This window comes from Hyphomicrobium sp. DMF-1, from assembly GCF_027886585.1.
Lineage (GTDB): Bacteria > Pseudomonadota > Alphaproteobacteria > Rhizobiales > Hyphomicrobiaceae > Hyphomicrobium_C > Hyphomicrobium_C zavarzinii.
In genome coordinates this window covers 1459998-1475908 of record NZ_CP115706.1, presented here as the reverse complement: position 1 = coordinate 1475908, position 15911 = coordinate 1459998, and the positions used below count along the sequence as shown (strand labels likewise).

Here is a 15911-nt window from a genome sequence, read left to right as displayed (position 1 = left end):
GAGGAAATCTGCCGAAGGCAGCCGCTGACCAATAGACACCGCGCTTATCTGCGCCAACCGCGATCAGAATTGCAGGTTGAGACCGACACTGCCCTTGAGGTCGTAGCTGTTGCCCAAATCACTGAAGGGGCTATTGGCGGAAACCTCACTGTAGAGAGTGAGGTCGGAGGCCCAGTTTACGCTCGCGCCCAGACCGACCTCACCCCAGAGCCGCTCGTCGGCCCGGTCGATTGGCGTTCCCGAGACGACGGCCCGCGTGCCGTCGAGCCATTCATAGTTGAGATTGACGAGCCCGTAGATGTGGCTGCGGCCGTTCTCCCATACGCTCTGATGATCGAGCGAGACACCCCATCGGGTCTTCAGGCTGTCGCCCCGGCCCGTTGACACGCGGGCGCCGGATGGATCGACGAAACGATCAAAGTGGACATTGGAATAGGCGGTTTGAACCTGCGGGGTGATGCTGACCTTCCCCCCGATGTGCATCCGCTTGCCGGCCTCGATGCTGAAAGCCTCGCCGTCGCCGTCATTGTCCTCCGCGAGCATGCCGATGATGTTGGACGCGACGTCGCTGTTGAAATAGCTGATCTGCGCCTGACCATCGACATAGAAGCCCTCGACGCCGTACCAGGTCAGCGTTGCCCCGACGCCGTAGCCCTCTGTCTTTAGCGCGCCGTCACCGAAAATCGAGCGAACCCCGCTGTTCGCCTCGCCGTAGTGGACGGTGACGCCCGCGACCAGCCGCTCGCCCTTGGCGGTGTCTGCCATCACCCAATCCGCGCCCAGCTGTGTCTTCCAGCTGTCGGTGTGCTGATCGGAGCCAGTCGTCGAAACATCGGCGCTGGCGCGCGTGCGTATGCCCTCCGTCCGTCCCCACATTCCCCTCGCTCCTGGATTGGCACGGTCCGCCCAGCTTTGGTTGCCGACACGCTGTTGCAGCGTCGGCAACGCGTTGAGCGACTGCAGATTGGCAGCGTAGGATTCGTAGATCGGCACACCGGACTGATAGAGCGGCGGCGGAGCAGGATCATCCGTCTCGAACAATGCGGATCGCAGGTACCAGTCTCCGTCCGCGGGATCCGAGACACTTCCCTGATAGAGCCGATAGGCGTATGCGCCGGCAACAACGGCCTGCTCGCCATGAAAGATGTAATCGCCATCCAGTACGAAGCTACCGTTGGACGCGCCGGTCACTTCGACGATCCTGATCCCTTCCACTGTCTGTCCACCGAGGCCACCTCGGTTTATGACATCGACCTGGGTCGTGCCCGAGGTTGCACCGTTGACCAGGAGGCGGCTGGTTTGCGAGCTGTCGTCCCCGAGAACCGTCTCGATTTCGAGGCGACCTCCGGTGGCGGAATAGTTGCCCTGGACGGTGAGCGTACCCATGGCGTTTCCGTAGCCGGGCGCAACGATTCCGCGATTGGTCGTGGTGCCGACCTGGCCCGTCCCCACGAGCCGTCCGGCTGGTTCCACGTCCATCGTGCCGCCAAGCACGCCGTTCACGGCCAACGTCCCTGCCGACACCGTCGCTGCTCCGACAAAACCGGAGCTATCGCCGCTCAGGGTCAGGTGCCCGAGGCCCAGCTTGTTGAAGCTCGAGCTACCCGAAAAATCGGTGCCGATTTCGATGTCGTAAGTGTTGCTATCAATCCATGCGCCTTCGGCGCCCACTGTTAGCGCTGCAAAGCCATCTAGGAAATTTGCTTCGTTTCGATTTGCGCGCAGGATGCCGCCGTTGAAGTCGAGATCAGCAGTGGCCCCGAGGCCCCGTATCACCGAGCCGGCCTCCAGCACGCCGCGTCCGGTTGCGTCGCCATTGAGATGGAGCGTGCCGTTGCCCGTGGCATCAATAGCGATATGAACATTGGAATCAGCCCTCGCGAAGCCGCCTTTCTCGATGGTCATCGTGCCCGTGCCGCCGCGGCCGACTTCGATGCGGTCTGTCGCCGTCAAGCTCGAGACATCCCCATTGCTGCTCGAAAGAGTGATCGCGCCCGTACCGCCAGCGGCGAAGCCGATATAGACGGATGCAGCGCCACCGCCCGCACCACTCGTGCTCACCGAGGCGCCGTCCTCGACGTTGAGCGTGCCGTCGCCCGAGAACCCCACATAGATGTTGTTGAGAGCATTCCAGGTCGAGGCAGCGCCGTTGACGTCGCGTCCCGTGACGGTGACTGCGCCCTCGCTACCGCCGCTGAAGCCGATGAGGCCTTGCCCACTGCTCACCAACCCGCCGTTCTGAATGGAGAGCGTGTTGTTTGTGCCATCGTAGGCGATAATTAGTTGGTTGGTAACGTTCCAGGTCGAAGCAGTGCCGGCGGCGTCGTGGCCCATGACGACAACAGCGCCCGAACCGGAAATGCCATTGCCAATCGAAGCCAATGCACTGTTCACCAAACCACCGTTCTCGATAGTCAGCGATGCAGAGCCCCCATCTCCCACCAGAAGTTGGCCAGCGTTGTTCCAGATCGAGTTGGGACCTGCCACGTAGACGTAACCGTGGCTGCCAGCCCCACCTCCGATATAGCCGTCGTTGTTGTTGACATGGCCCCCGTCTTCGATACGGAGCACGCCTATGCCATCCTGGCCGGCTACGAGGTCACCAGTGTTGGTCCACGTAGATGCATTGCCGCTGCCGTCCTGGCCGGAAACAGTGACAGTCCCCTCATCCAAGGCGCCGACGCCGATGAACCCCGTGTCGTTGCTGACGGTGCCGCCATCCTGGATGTCGAGAACGCCACCACCAGGATTCGAATTGCCGACTTCAAGGTCGCTGCCAACCACCCAATGCGGTAACGACACGACGCCGCCGGGGGTTACGCCGGCGCCGGTGACGGACTGCGCGCGCGCCGGCCGCGTGTCGGCAGCCGTAAAAGCGAAAGCGACAACCGCCGCCGTCAGTTTCAAGGATCGTCGGTAGCTGACGAGGTTAGTACAGCCCTCTGCCCCAAGTTTCATAAACTGGCGTTCCCCTCAGCAAGCTCACGTCTGTCGGGAAAGAGCGCTCGTCCAACTGGCTCCACTACACGGGTCCGATGCGCGTCCGACAAAGTCTGAGCCCCCCCGACTCGAACCTTCCCTGTCAGGGCAACCCTTGCGGATCATGATTAAATTTCGGTTTGTAAACGTCTCAACATTCTCCCACCGAGCCCTTCAGCACGGCTAGGCTGGAGGCGTCTCGAGCCTCCTTTCCAGTTGAGCAACGTCCCCATTTCTGGGGTGATGCTCGCGGAAAGGACGTCTCCAGGCCAACGGTGATGTCCAGGATCCGGAAGGTGCGATCACTGAGTAAAATCGGGTGTAGTCGCGGCCGGGTTGCGATCTGGACACGCAGGTCGGCTACAGGCGACTTGGGTTCGCGGAAATCGCGCCGCGTGATCTAGAAGATGCTGGCCTCGAGGCGTGCCTTCAATTTGGACTGCTGCGCTTTCGACAATGGCCCCACCGCACAAGCGCGGACCAGCATCCCGCGCAGAAGGACTTCAGGGATGCGCTCCACGATTTGCTTGAGGGAGGGCATTGCAGATCTCCTCTCTTCTGCCTTTGACGCGCCGTGCCGATCCGGCGGGAAAGGGAACACTTCGACCCGAAGGTCGAAGTGTTCAGTTAAATCCGCAGTGCACATTGCTACGGACGGGGAGTGAGTGAGGCGTGTGACCGCCTTCAATGCCGGTTTGTTACTGGTAGGTCGCCAAGAGGTGGCCGACGTAGATCGTCAGCGCGCCTGCGATGAGCGTTACGTAGGGCAGGATACCTGCGCGACGCCGGATGGGCATTCCATTCTCCTCCAAGTCCGCTTGCATCCACGGAGGGAAGCTACCGCGGTCCGTGACGTAGTGGCGGTAGGCGAAGATGGGGATGATGCCGGCTACGATGAGAAGGCTGGTGAGGAGAACGCGCTGTCCCCAGAAGTCCGCACCCCATCCCATGATCAGCAGGTTCAGGAAGCCGCAGATAGCACCCACGGCAATCAGCCACGTCGACGCCCGGTAGGGCCGTTCGGCATCGGGCCTGTCGATCCGGTGAAGCCACCCGGCCTGCAGATTGAGGAAGACGAAGATCATGTAGGTGGTGTTCGCAAGGACGATCAGGAACACATAGTCCGAGATCGACAGCAGCACGGCGTTGACCGCAAGATCGGTCCACATTGCCGCCACCGGAGCACCGTGGCTGTTCACCCGCGAGAGATACTTCGGGAGCCATCCGTCATGGGAGCCTTGGAACAGCGTGCGTGAGGAGCCGGCCATCGCCGTCATCACCACGAGACAGATGGAGAGTGTGAGCGTCGCAATGATGATGTTTCCAAGGACCGGCCCCGCGCCCACCATTTGCGTCATGACCTGGCCAACGCCCGTGCCGTCGTAGATTCCGGGCTCGAGCAGGCCGTTCAGTCCGAGATAGCCCTGAAAGGCCACGGGGACGAGCGTGTAGAACGCGATGCAAAGAAGACCCGAATAGACCAACGCACGTACCGTATCGTAGCCGGGGTTCTTGAACTCGCTGACGTAGCAGACGGCGGTTTCGAACGGATAGGTGGACCAGGCAGCCAGCAGGAGGCACGCCATGAAGGTTGTCATTCCCACCATGTCCCAGGCGCCGTTCGCAGGGTTGCCGGCCGCGTCGCGAATGAGGGGAACGAACGGGGTGAAGTTCTCCGAGTGGAGATCGCCCGTAAACAACGGCACGATTCCGATGAGAAGCAGCGGCAAAAGCACCGCAATCGCGATGATCATCTGAACGCGGGCCGCTTTAAGGATGCCGCGATGCTGAATCGCAAACACCGCGAGCATCAGCGCCAGGCCAAGGAAGAAGGTCGCGTTGAGCCGAACGACGACGCCTTCTTTTATGAAGCTCAAATCAAAGAGGGTGATCTGCCAGGTGCGGATGAGAGCATCAGGAGGAAAGAGCAGGTTGAGGACGTATCCTGCGGCCAGTCCGGACCCGATGGCGAGGACGGGCGACCAAGAAAACCAATTCGCCCACACCGAAATCGGCCCCAGCATCTTTCCATAGGGCACCCAGGCGATCGCACCATAGACGGACGCTCCACCCGACTTTCTCGGAAAAAGACCGGATATCTCCGCGTAGGTAAAGCACTGAACGAAGCCGATGAGCATGGAGATGATCCATACTCCCGCCGAGATGTTGCCCGCAGCCGAGGCGACCGCACCAATCGAAAAAAGAACCAGAACGGGCGTGCCAGAGGCAATCCAGAACGCGTGCGTCCAATTTAGTGTGCGGTGCATCTTGTGCGATTGCACAGGTATGTCACCCGCTGATGCAATGGATGCTTCAGCCATCTCTCCGCTCCTCCCTATTTTCTCTTGCTTGAGCCCCACTCGGTTTGACGCCTCGAAATACGAGACGGCACCTCAGGGTGAAGGAGAACACAAGAGCGGAGATAGAAAACTACCCGGCGAGCTATTTATTGCATTGAACGATTTGATGCAGATGTCGCTCGTCGCTCGCGGGCATTGGCGAGAGAGAGGGGGATGCAGTCTTTGCAGCGGGTTCTTTTGCGCTGCAATCGCGATCGTCGTCCGCAACCGCCGGCTCTGCGAGTCCGGGGCTCGCCGAGCGGTTGCGAACTGGCTTCCTCACAAGCTCCTCCATGAAAAGGTCTGTGACCAGTCTTTTCGGTGCGTGGCTGTTCGTTATTGCATAGACGTCGCAACCGACGCGCTCGCGCGTTTTCGAGGTGAGCGGCCAAAGCGCGCCGCTCTTCACGTCTCCGACCGCCATACGGGCAGGCAGAAGACAAATGCCGACACCGAGTATAGCGAGACGCTTTGCTTCTTCTAAATTCGGGGTGGTGGCAGCCACTCTCTTTCCGAGGCCATGGCGCAAACGATAGTAGGTGAGGCTCTCAGGCTCGTCCGCGCCGGTCAGGATGAGCGGCTCCTCGCAAAGCTCGTCCGCGCTATCGACGAAGGTGCCGAAGCGGGGATGACGCTTTCCGCAGTAAACGAGATGAACCTCACGCGTGAGGAACTCGTATTGAAGCTCCGGATATTTCATCTGGATGGGAGCAATCCCCACATCCACCTCGTTTCGCAACACGGCGAGTGAGATCGTTTCCCACGGCGCCACCTCGATCTGCAGCTCCACGAGCGGACACCGTGTGCTGTAGGAAACGAGCAGCCTGTCGAACTTGGCGCTCACAAAATTGCTGATGGTGCGGAGGCGGAGCCTTCCCCGCAGCTCGTGCGACGCGTTCTGTATGCTCTCGGGGATCTGGCTGAACTTTGCGAAAATCTCGCTCACCTGCTCGTGGAGAATTCTCCCCTCGTCAGTAAGCTCGAAGCCGGCCGGACCGCGGCGGCACAGCTTCTTGCCGAGACTCTTTTCAAGCCGCTGCAGCGCAAGACTGACGGTGGATTGCTTTCGCCAGAGCACGTTCGCAGCAGACGTGACGCCCTTCGCCTCGACGATGCTGTGAAACACTTTGAGAAGGTTCCAGTCCAAGTCGAGGCAGAATTTCTGGCCTGTCCTCATAGACCCCCCGGGGTATGCGCGCTGCGCGGCTGTGTCGCTCATTCAATTTCTGCATATCCGCTTCGCGCTAGCAAGGCAGGAGCGCAGCAACGGCGACGCAACAATCTATATGCGTCGCAGGAAGCCACGGGTGCGGATCATCGACGGCGCTCATGATGAGCATGAATCTTTCGGGAGTTTTTTGCGCATTTGCGCTGACTATCATGTTGCTCGTCATTCACCAGTAACAAGGCGGATCTCGATGGCGAACAACAACGATAACCATGGCCGCGAACGCAGGGGTCATGTGCATTCACACCAGCCACATGGGGTGAGGCGGGAGGATACCCACGGCGCTCGGACCATGCAGACCTTGTCCCGTCTCTCCCAGAACAAGCAGGACGAGGAGGTCAGGCAGAGCCTGGAGTACGGACTGGAGGCGGCGAGCTCGGTCATCGACCGGAACATCTCGCTCTTCAGCCGTGGCCACCAGCCGGCCTTCGCAGGCATCAATACCTTCATGAAGGCGCCTTACTGCGAGGATGTGCGCAAAATCGGCAATTTCGAAGCGGCGTTCGTCGGCGCGCCCTTCGATTCCGCGACGACCTACCGGCCGGGCACGCGCTTTGGGCCTCAGGCGGTGCGCCGCATCTCGGCACTCTATGACGGCTACTGGTTCGACGGTGGCGTAGACATCTACGAAGAGCTGGATTTGTGCGACGCGGGAGACATTTTTGTCATCCCCGGAAACATCGAGAAGACCTTCGATCAGGTAACAAAGGCCGTCTCCCATATCTACACGTCTGGCGTGTTCCCCATCATTTGTGGTGGTGATCACTCCCTCGGCTTTCCGAACGTTCGCGGGATCGCCCCACACATCGACGGCAACGTCGGCATCATTCACATCGATCGCCACATCGATATCCAGGAAAAGGATATGGATGAGCGTATGCATACGACGCCTTGGTTCTGGACGACGCACGAAGGCGGGACCCATTCTCACCGCGACCACAGCCACATGCACGACGTCGGGTTGCCAAACTGCCATCCCCGCAATCTCGTCCAGATCGGCATCGGAGGCTGGTACGGCAACCGCCCGGGAACGGCCGTCGCCAAACGGAGAGGCACCAGCGTTCTCACGATGCACGACGTGCAGCACCACGGCCCGAAAAAAGCGGCGGAGATCGCCTTGGAAATGGCCTGGGAAGGCTGCAAGGCCGTCTACCTTTCTTTCGATATCGACTCGATCGACCCGGGCTTCGCACCCGGAACCGGCTCACCCGAACCGGGCGGCCTGCTGCCGCGAGAAGCCTTCGAGATGATTCACACGATCGCCAAGGAGGGATTGTGCGGAATGGAGGTCGTGGAGGTATCTCCGCCCTACGACGTCAACGACAACACGGCACAGCTCGCGTGCCGCGTGATCCTCGACGTGCTTGGCACCCTCGTTTCGGAGGGACATCTCGGTCATCGCAACAAGGTCATGAAGTGAGAAAGACAATGCTGCATCGTAGACTCTTTTGGTCAGTGGCTGCCTCGATCTGCGCACTCTCGTCCGCCCTGCCGGCTTCGGCGCATGTGGGACACGGAGATGTCGACGGCTTTACGCACGGCCTAATGCACCCCATCGGGGGGCTCGACCACTTTCTGGCCATGACGGCGGTCGGCATGTTGGCGGCGCTCCTCGGCCGCAGGGCGATCTGGATCGTTCCACTGTCTTTCATGCTCACGATGGTGGTGGGCGCGGCGCTCGCGATCGGACAGGTCGAGCTGCCCTTTGTGGAACTGGCGATCGCCATGTCCGTCGTCGTCCTCGGACTGGCGGTTGCGCTGCAGGTTCCGCTTCCGACGATTGCGGCCGTGGGGCTCGTTGGCTTCTTCGCTCTGTTCCACGGCTATGCCCACGGAGCCGAGATGCCGATGAATGTGTCCGGGGCCAGCTATGCGGCAGGCTTCCTGGCTGCTACGGCCTTGCTTCACCTCGCTGGCATCGCCATCGGCTTTGCTTTCAAGCGCACGCAGGACATGCGGGACGTGATCCCTCGCATCGCGGGCTGTGCAATTGCGGTTGCCGGTGTTTTTCTCGTAGCGGGAATCTGAGGCCCGCGGTCGGCGCACACTGCGAAAGCCCACGGCAGGGATGCCGTGGGCTTTTTTTTGCGATCTTGGGCTCCTCGGGTGTGTGACGCCTCTGATGTTGCGAAAACACGCAGAGCTCGGCGCTACGCATGGTTGCTGCGCGGCAGCTCGAAACCAGAATTATTTTGTGAAATAGCGCATTGTGGCGCCCCGGGGCCACGTTCGAACTTCAGCCCGAAGGGCGCGGGAGCAAGGCGACCCGGGCCAAGTGGCCCGCCCTCGCGGAGCGCCTACAGGCGCGTGAGCGGAAAAATGGCGGAGACGATGGGCAAAATTCGAACTTCAGCCCGAAGGGCGCGGGAGCAAGGCGACCCGGGCCAAGTGGCCCGCCCTCGCGGAGCGCCTACAGGCGCGTGAGCAGAAAAATGGCGGAGACGAGGGGCAAAATTCGAACTTCAGCCCGAAGGTCGCGGGAGCAAGGCGACCCGGGCCAAGTGGCCCGCCCTCGCGGAGCGCCTACAGGCGCGTGAGCAGAAAAATGGCGGAGACGAGGGGCAAAATTCGAACTTCAGCCCGAAGGGCGCGGGAGCAAGGCGACCCGGGCCAAGTGGCCCGCCCTCGCGGAGCGCCTACAGGCGCGTGAGCGGAAAAATGGCGGAGACGAGGGGCAAAATTCGAACTTCAGCCCGAAGGGCGCGGGAGCAAGGCGACCCGGGCCAAGTGGCCTGCCCTCGCGGAACGCCTACAGGCGCGTGAGCGAAAAAATGGCGGAGACGAGGGGCAAAATTCGAACTTCAGCCCGAAGGGCGCGGGAGCAAGGCGACCCGGGCCAAGTGGCCTGCCCTCGCGGAACGCCTACAGGCGCGTGAGCGAAAAAATGGCGGAGACGAGGGGCAAAATTCGAACTTCAGCCCGAAGGGCGCGGGAGCAAGGCGACCCGGGCCAAGTGGCCTGCCCTCGCGGAACGCCTACAGGCGCGTGAGCGAAAAAATGGCGGAGACGAGGGGCAAAATTCGAACTTCAGCCCGAAGGGCGCGGGAGCAAGGCGACCCGGGCCAAGTGGCCCGCCCTCGCGGAGCGCCTACAGGCGCGTGAGCGAAAAAATGGCGGAGACGAGGGGATTCGAACCCCTGATACCCCTTTAGAGGGTATAACGATTTAGCAAACCGCCGCCTTCAGCCTCTCGGCCACGTCTCCGGATCGCGCGAAGCACCCGTATAGATGTGGGGTCGCCGCTTTGCAAGCGCGCCGCCACCCTTTCTGACCGACGTTTTCACACCCAGGCGGGCACGGCCCCTTCATTGGTTTGTCCCAAGTCATATGATAAGGGGCGTGAGCCGCACAAACTCGTCGCCGAAGCAAAAAACAGTGCCGGCCAGTGGAGTAAGGGGATGGTTCGTATCGCATACGCAGGCGCGGGCGCCGCACTTGTCCTGGCCGCGTCAGGAAGTGCGTGGGCGCTCGAATACTGCGTGACGTGCGAAGGCCCGCCCGCCATGTACCGGTGCGTCGTCGACGGAACGCCGGACGGCCCCGGCAAGGACCCCAGCGCCTCCCTCTACTGCATCTCGGAAATGGCCTCGAAGGGCCGCCACGAGGCCTGCGCGGTCTCCCGCGGCGCGCCCTTCCCCTGTCCCGGCCTCACCACCATGGTGAAGCCGCCACCGAAGCTCCCGGGCATGGCGGCACCTCAGATCGGGGCGCCGGCACCTGACAACCGCACCCCGCTCGCAAGTGAGCCTCCCGCACCCGAGACCGCGCCGCCGCCGGAAGCCGAAAAGCCGGCAAAGGTGCCGCGCACGGTCGAGGAGCTGGCCGGCGAAACGGTGAGATCCTCCAAGAAGGGCCTGGAGCAGGCCGGCGAAGCCATCGGCGGAACTGCGAAAAAAGCGGGCGAGCAGATCGGCAACGCCGGAAGCGCCATTGGCAATGCCGCAACCAAGACGTGGAACTGCCTGACGTCGCTCTTCAGCGACTGCGGCCAGCAAGCCGAACCGGCCGAAAAACCCGCCCCGCCGGACGAGCCGCCTCATCAGTGAGTCAAGCCAGCCACGCCGCAAATAATATTGCGAACCGTTAGCTTGGCTTCATTCGAATCACATACGTTCTAAGCCGTGGGGGAGAATTACCTCGCCTGACGCGACTGCGGTCTCGGCCGCCTTGCGTCTGCTACCGGTGCATGCGTCAGAGCCTTTTTGGACAGGTGTCCTTGAGATCTCTGAACCGAAACGACCGATCAGCTGGTCAAAGAGCCCAGTGGAACGTGTGGCAGCCCAGGACGGCGCTGCCAGAGGGAGCGTTCCAAAGGCGCGCATCGCACCATCCCATAAGTCCGTCCAGGACCGCCGTGTCCGCTCCGGCCCCGTCAGCATCGTCGTCGTCTCGCTCCGCCAGCCCTGGCAGAGGGAGAGGTGTGTCGCGGCTGTCGCAGGCTTATTCGATCGGAGCTCGGTCACGGCACCAGCTAGAAGATGGAGTGCACTATGCTGAAGCACCTTCGTCAGTGGTCCACCGACGCGTCCCGACCAAGGAGCGCCGCTCATACCCATGAGCTTCGGCACGATACCGACTGGGACTTTGTACTCCTGTGGCGACTTAAACCTCCGCATCCTCCAAGTAGAACTTGAATGAGCTTTGCCGGCAGGGCGTGCGACCCGGCGCCGGCTAGAAAAACTAAAGGCCGGTCCCCCCAGGGCCGGCCTTCTAGTTTTTGAAGCTTGCGCGAGACGGCCGCTACATCGGCAGGCGCGCGATCTGATTTCCGAAGTAGTTCTCGACCGCGGTCATAATGGAATCCGAAACCTTATCGCGCCACGTGTCGGATCTGAGCAGCTCCGCGTCCTGCTTGTTGGTGACGTAGGCGAGCTCGATCAACACCGAGGGGAACTGCGCCGTCTTCAGCACCCGGAACGCGGCCTGCTGGTCCGGCTTGGCACGAAGCTCAGTGCTTGCGCCCATGTATTCGATCACCGAGCGGGTGAAGACGCTGGTGCGCTCCTGCGTGGCGTCGACCTCGCGCCCCGCGAGATCGGCGAGAATGCTCTTAACCGCCGAGAGATCGTTGTCGATGCTCGCCTTCTTCATCGTGTCGACTTCATCCTTCGTCAGGACGGCGCTCGACACCTCGCCCTTGGCGGAGCGCTGAAGTGCGTTGGCAACGTTCTCGCGCAGCGAATAGATGGTGGCACCGCGCGCCTTGGAGTTGCCGCCCGCATAGTCGGCGTGCACGGCGATGAACAGGTTCGCCTTGTGCTCCTCGGCGAAATCGACGCGCTTGCCGAGCTCGACGAACACGTCGGTATCGCGCGTCATCAGCACTTTGTAACGGCCGGTCTTCTCGAGCTTGTCCTTGAGCATGAGGCTGAAGGCGAGGACGACATCCTTCTCGACGGTGCCGTTTTTCATGGCACCCGAGTCGTGTCCGCCGTGGCCAGGATCAATCACGATGATCGGCTTGAACGAGCGCGCGGCGATCTCGTCCGGACGCTGGGCGGGCATCGGCAGCGGGGGTTGCACGTCGACGGCACCGAGCGCGAACGGCGCGACCTTGAGCGGCTTCTTCGCCGCCTTGGTGGCCGAGTTGACCGGCACGATGTCGAGCGCCAGGCGATGGCCCTTGCCGTCCTTCGCACCTTCGATGCTGGCGCTCTCAACGACGACCGGGCGCGTGACCTCGATCACCACGCGGGACTTGCCGGGCGCCGATCGGCCGGCCTGGAACGACTTCACGAGACCGACCGCGATGTTCTCCTCGGGCTGCGCAGGAAGACGCAGCGCGGTCTCCGCGATGTCCACGATCACGCGATTGGGGTTCGAAAGCGAGAAAACCTGGAACTCGACCTCCTTGGGGAGGCCAATCAGAAAGCGCGTATGGCTGGCGTCGCCGCCGAGCGTCGCTTCCGGCGCGGCAGCGGCCTGCACCTTGGCTTTGGCAGCGGCACCGAGAGAGCCGGTCTCGACGGATTTCTTGGATTTTTGCGGGGAAGCGGCAGGGATCTTGTCTGACACGGCGCGCTGGTCCGCCGCGATCGCCGCGAGCGGAAACGCAAGCGCAAAAAGCGCGCAGAAGCTCTGCAGCGCAAAGCGCTGCCGGTATTCATTCATCATCGTTGTGTGACCCCCGTCTACGCAACACGGTCCATTGGCGGGACAGTCATTAAGTAACCGTAGATAATGGCGTTTTGCGGGACGCCATCAGGCATTGTTATGGAACGATAAAGGTTAACGATTTACTAATCGTCCACCATGCCGAGCGCGGGCGCACGGGAATAACCAAGCAAAATCAATGTTGTGAAGATTTTATTTAGGAAAACGTATTTGGTTACTTTTCGGTTAACGATGCGCCCGTCCAGCGCGCGAGGGCGGCCCCATCGCTGGCCCGCTCGTCGACCCACGTCTCAGTCCCGTCGGCGAAGGACTCCTTTTTCCAGAACGGCGCCCGGGACTTGAGATAGTCCATCAGGAACTCCGCCGCCTCGAAGGCCGCCCTGCGGTGGGCCGAGAGCGTGATGACCAGAACGATCGGGTCGCCGGGCTTCAACTCGCCGAACCGGTGAACGACGAGAGATCCGGTGAGGCCGAACCGCTCGCGGGCCTCATCGTCGATACGGCCGAGCTCGAGTTCGGTCATGCCAGGATAGTGCTCGAGGGTGAGCGTCTGGAGCGCCCGCCCGCCGGCTTCGCCGCGCACGAGCCCCGTGAAGGTCACGATACCGCCGACGTCGGTACGCCTATCGGTCAAGAGGCGGATTTCCTCCGCCACATCGAACGCCTCGCGCTGAACACGCACCGCCACGGCCGTTTCTCCTCAGCCGCCAGTCACCGGCGGAAAGAAGGCGATCTCCCGCGCACCCGCAAGCGCATGCGCCGGCTTCACATGAACCTGATCCAGCGCAGCGCGCACCACGCCTGCCCGCGCGAACGCGTTCTCGTACTCGGGGCCGCGCGTGCTGAGCCAAGCCACGAGATCGCCGACGGTCGCGACGCCCTGAGGCACGTCGACGACCTCCTCCGCGCGTCCCACTTTCTCGCGCACCCAGGCGAAATAGCGCACGGTGAGGCGCTGCCCCGCCGCGGCAGAGGCCCGAGCCTCGCTTATCGTTCCGATCGACACCGAACTACCCTTCCATCGCGTGGCGGACACCAGCCTTGAGATAGTCATAGCCGGTCCAGAGCGTAAGCACTGCCGCGACCCAGAGAAGCACAATTCCCGCAACCGAAGTGCCCGGAACGATCCGGTCTCCGGCCGGTCCCGCGATCAGAAATGCCAGCGCGACCATCTGCACGGCCGTCTTCCATTTGGCGAGGGCCGTCACGTGCACCTTGACGTTCAGCTCCGCCAGGAACTCGCGCAGCCCGGAAACGAGGATTTCACGGCACATGATCACGATGGCGGCCCAGATCGACAGCCCGTCGATGGTCCGGTCATGCACCAGCATGATCAGCGCCGCCCCCACGATCAGCTTGTCCGCGATCGGGTCCAGCATGCGTCCCAGCGTCGACTGCTGCTCGAGCCGGCGCGCGAGGTACCCATCGAGCCAGTCGGTGATGGCCGCGGCGACGAACAGCCAGAACGCGGCCCACCGCCCGGCTTCCCCTTCGACGAACATCAGGCAGGCCACGAGCGCAGGAACAGCCGCGATCCGTGCGTAGGTGAGCACGTTCGGCAGGCTGGTCGCATGAGGCCGGGTTGAGATGGGCGGGTCCATGGCGCCTAGCTAACACCATCCGGGCGCACGCCAGTCAATGGGGTACCGACCGGCGGCTCAACACGGCTTGAAGGAGAAACAGCGAAGTCCCCAGCCGGGGCGCCGCAATAGGCCTTATCCACAGGCAAATCCCGGAACCCAGGAACAAACCGCCCGACCACTCGTTCTCGTAACAGAAACGTCAAGCTGCCGACGTAAGTATCTCGTCGTCGACCGCTGGTCGTCAGCGCCTAGAGTGTAGCCGCGTATTTGGAATCAGGCGCCATTGTGGGCAGAGCAGGAGTAAAAGCTCCTGCTCTGCTCATTTTTTATGGCGGAGAGGCTTGGTTAAATCTTGGCCTTGGTGTCCCGCCCGGCGTCCGACACGATCTGGCGCGCGAGCTCGAACGCATCGCGGAAATCGAGGTCGAGCGGCTGCGAAGCCGTCAGCATACGGCGGAACAGCCCCGCCTGCGTCTTGTACTTGATATCGCCGATGGCGAGCGCGCCGACGCCGAGCGTGCTGCATCCCGGAAGCGGAACGCCATCCATGAAGAGATCCAGACCCTCGATACCGTAGGGCTTCACCGCATTGACGTCCGCAGCGACGAGAAGCCCCGGCGCCTTTGCGAGTTGCATCCGCGAGATGATGTTCACCCCAGCCGGACCCGCCGTGAAGATCACGTCGGAAGTCTTGAGAAGCTTGCTCTTGAGCGCATCCGTCTGCCCGGCGACGGGATGGAGCGCAACGTTGAAACGCTCGGCCGCAAACCCGGCGGAAGCCTCCAGCGGCTCTATTGCATCGTGCGCCACGATGCGCACCTCCGCACCCTCGTTCGCGGCGATGACGGCGGACGAAAATCCGACGACGCCCATCGCGCCGAACACGGAAACCCGAAGGCCCTGCCAGCCACGTCCGTAGCTGCGCCGCAGCACGCGCTCGACGCACGCCACCATCGCCGCCGCGGTCGTGAATGACCCGCCCGGATCGGCGAAAACGGAAACCTCGAACGGCGGCACCATCGCGCGGCGCGCCGCCTTCATCATGTCGAGCGCGAGCGTGATGTCCTTGCCGCCGATGAACAGGCCCGTCATGGCTTTCGGCGGCCGCGAGAAGATCGCGTCCTGCACCAGGGCACCCACGTCGCCGAGGCCCACGTTGTCGTAGGGCAGGACGACTTTGTATCCGGAATCGACCGCCATGTTGCAGTCGAACGGGCTCATGAATTTCTGCGGAGAAAGCATGTAGAGGATCGGCAGCGATCCCGGCGCCGCATCCTTCGCTTTCGCTTTCGCGCGCTTGGGCGTTTTCGCGGCTTGCGAGGCCTTCGCGGGGCTGGATTTCAAAGCCGACTGGGGCGTCCGCTTTTCGGACGAGCGCGCACGCTTCGAACGAGCGTCGCTCGAAGGGCGACGGCCCAGCACATCCTCACTCACACGCATGACGAACTTCCCCCACGCCCTCGACGGGCACACGCACGACACTCTGCGGGCGCCGGCACGGCCTCACGCGACGCCGGTCTGCCACACCCTTGAACGGTGACTATGACAGCCGATGGTTGAGAAAGGATTTTAAAAATAGCTGGGAATGGCAGGCGTTGGTCAATCAGCCTGCGGCAAAAACTCAAAAAGGTATCGCAAGGAAACGGTATTCGCTCGACAAAACATTAA

11 protein-coding genes, 1 tRNA gene and 2 pseudogenes are annotated in these 15911 nt (G+C 62.2%); 3 read left to right on the top strand and 11 right to left on the bottom strand.

Annotation, left to right across the window (positions count from 1 at the left end):
• Positions 1 to 63 precede the first annotated feature (63 nt).
• The 5 genes and pseudogenes from PE058_RS22070 to PE058_RS06590 all read right to left on the bottom strand — a co-directional run.
• Positions 64 to 1608 (bottom strand): annotated as a pseudogene (locus PE058_RS22070) (autotransporter family protein); the annotation flags it as partial.
• Positions 1609 to 1896: 288 nt separating this feature from the next.
• A pseudogene (locus PE058_RS22065) lies at positions 1897 to 2958 on the bottom strand (hypothetical protein); the annotation flags it as partial.
• Positions 2959 to 3379: 421 nt separating this feature from the next.
• Positions 3380 to 3520: a hypothetical protein gene (locus PE058_RS06600; protein WP_271030174.1), complete on the bottom strand. Its 141-nt coding sequence runs from the start codon at positions 3518 to 3520 to the stop codon at positions 3380 to 3382.
• Between the two features lie 157 nt (positions 3521 to 3677).
• On the bottom strand, positions 3678 to 5300 hold the full coding sequence (locus tag PE058_RS06595; RefSeq protein ID WP_020087590.1) for an APC family permease: 1623 nt from the start codon (positions 5298 to 5300) through the stop codon (positions 3678 to 3680).
• 121 nt (positions 5301 to 5421) lie between these two features.
• Positions 5422 to 6537, bottom strand: coding sequence for a LysR family transcriptional regulator (locus PE058_RS06590; RefSeq protein WP_271030173.1), 1116 nt, complete (start codon positions 6535 to 6537; stop codon positions 5422 to 5424).
• A 301-nt stretch (positions 6538 to 6838) separates the two neighbouring features.
• Between PE058_RS06590 and PE058_RS06585 the strand changes: the two genes are divergently transcribed.
• Positions 6839 to 7966, top strand: a complete 1128-nt coding sequence (locus PE058_RS06585; protein WP_020087588.1) for an agmatinase family protein — start codon at positions 6839 to 6841, stop codon at positions 7964 to 7966.
• 8 nt (positions 7967 to 7974) lie between these two features.
• Complete coding sequence (locus PE058_RS06580) at positions 7975 to 8574, top strand: HupE/UreJ family protein (RefSeq protein WP_271030172.1); 600 nt, start codon at positions 7975 to 7977, stop codon at positions 8572 to 8574.
• Between the two features lie 1083 nt (positions 8575 to 9657).
• On the opposite strand, the gene PE058_RS06575 is transcribed toward PE058_RS06580, so the two are convergent.
• Positions 9658 to 9750 (bottom strand) — tRNA-Ser (locus PE058_RS06575).
• Positions 9751 to 9944: 194 nt separating this feature from the next.
• Between PE058_RS06575 and PE058_RS06570 the strand changes: the two genes are divergently transcribed.
• A complete protein-coding gene (locus PE058_RS06570; protein WP_026867820.1) occupies positions 9945 to 10592 on the top strand; it encodes a hypothetical protein in 648 nt (215 codons plus the stop codon).
• Between the two features lie 694 nt (positions 10593 to 11286).
• Here PE058_RS06570 and PE058_RS06565 read toward each other — a convergent pair.
• The 5 genes from PE058_RS06565 to PE058_RS06545 all read right to left on the bottom strand — a co-directional run bounded on the left by PE058_RS06565 (position 11287) and on the right by PE058_RS06545 (position 15587).
• A complete protein-coding gene (locus tag PE058_RS06565; RefSeq protein ID WP_020084577.1) occupies positions 11287 to 12660 on the bottom strand; it encodes an N-acetylmuramoyl-L-alanine amidase in 1374 nt (457 codons plus the stop codon).
• A gap of 214 nt (positions 12661 to 12874) precedes the next feature.
• Positions 12875 to 13348: a molybdenum cofactor biosynthesis protein MoaE gene (locus PE058_RS06560; protein ID WP_020084576.1), complete on the bottom strand. Its 474-nt coding sequence runs from the start codon at positions 13346 to 13348 to the stop codon at positions 12875 to 12877.
• A 12-nt stretch (positions 13349 to 13360) separates the two neighbouring features.
• Positions 13361 to 13666, bottom strand: coding sequence for a molybdopterin converting factor subunit 1 (moaD, locus tag PE058_RS06555; protein ID WP_020084575.1), 306 nt, complete (start codon positions 13664 to 13666; stop codon positions 13361 to 13363).
• Positions 13667 to 13670: 4 nt separating this feature from the next.
• Complete coding sequence (gene pgsA / locus PE058_RS06550) at positions 13671 to 14261, bottom strand: CDP-diacylglycerol--glycerol-3-phosphate 3-phosphatidyltransferase (protein ID WP_020084574.1); 591 nt, start codon at positions 14259 to 14261, stop codon at positions 13671 to 13673.
• A gap of 327 nt (positions 14262 to 14588) precedes the next feature.
• On the bottom strand, positions 14589 to 15587 hold the full coding sequence (locus PE058_RS06545) for an NAD(P)-dependent methylenetetrahydromethanopterin dehydrogenase (protein WP_271030599.1): 999 nt from the start codon (positions 15585 to 15587) through the stop codon (positions 14589 to 14591).
• Positions 15588 to 15911 lie beyond the last annotated feature (324 nt).

Excerpts from the sequence above, each read along its gene's own strand:
- PE058_RS06585 (WP_020087588.1), top strand. The coding sequence starts at position 6,839 with ATGCAGACCTTGTCCCGTCTCTCCCAGAACAAGCAGGACGAGGAGGTC.
- PE058_RS06600 (WP_271030174.1), bottom strand. The coding sequence starts at position 3,520 with ATGCCCTCCCTCAAGCAAATCGTGGAGCGCATCCCTGAAGTCCTTCTG.
- PE058_RS06580 (WP_271030172.1), top strand. The coding sequence starts at position 7,975 with ATGCTGCATCGTAGACTCTTTTGGTCAGTGGCTGCCTCGATCTGCGCA.
- PE058_RS06570 (WP_026867820.1), top strand. The coding sequence starts at position 9,945 with ATGGTTCGTATCGCATACGCAGGCGCGGGCGCCGCACTTGTCCTGGCC.
- PE058_RS06595 (WP_020087590.1), bottom strand. The coding sequence starts at position 5,300 with ATGGCTGAAGCATCCATTGCATCAGCGGGTGACATACCTGTGCAATCG.
- PE058_RS06565 (WP_020084577.1), bottom strand. The coding sequence starts at position 12,660 with ATGATGAATGAATACCGGCAGCGCTTTGCGCTGCAGAGCTTCTGCGCG.
- PE058_RS06590 (WP_271030173.1), bottom strand. The coding sequence starts at position 6,537 with ATGAGCGACACAGCCGCGCAGCGCGCATACCCCGGGGGGTCTATGAGG.
- pgsA (WP_020084574.1), bottom strand. The coding sequence starts at position 14,261 with ATGGACCCGCCCATCTCAACCCGGCCTCATGCGACCAGCCTGCCGAAC.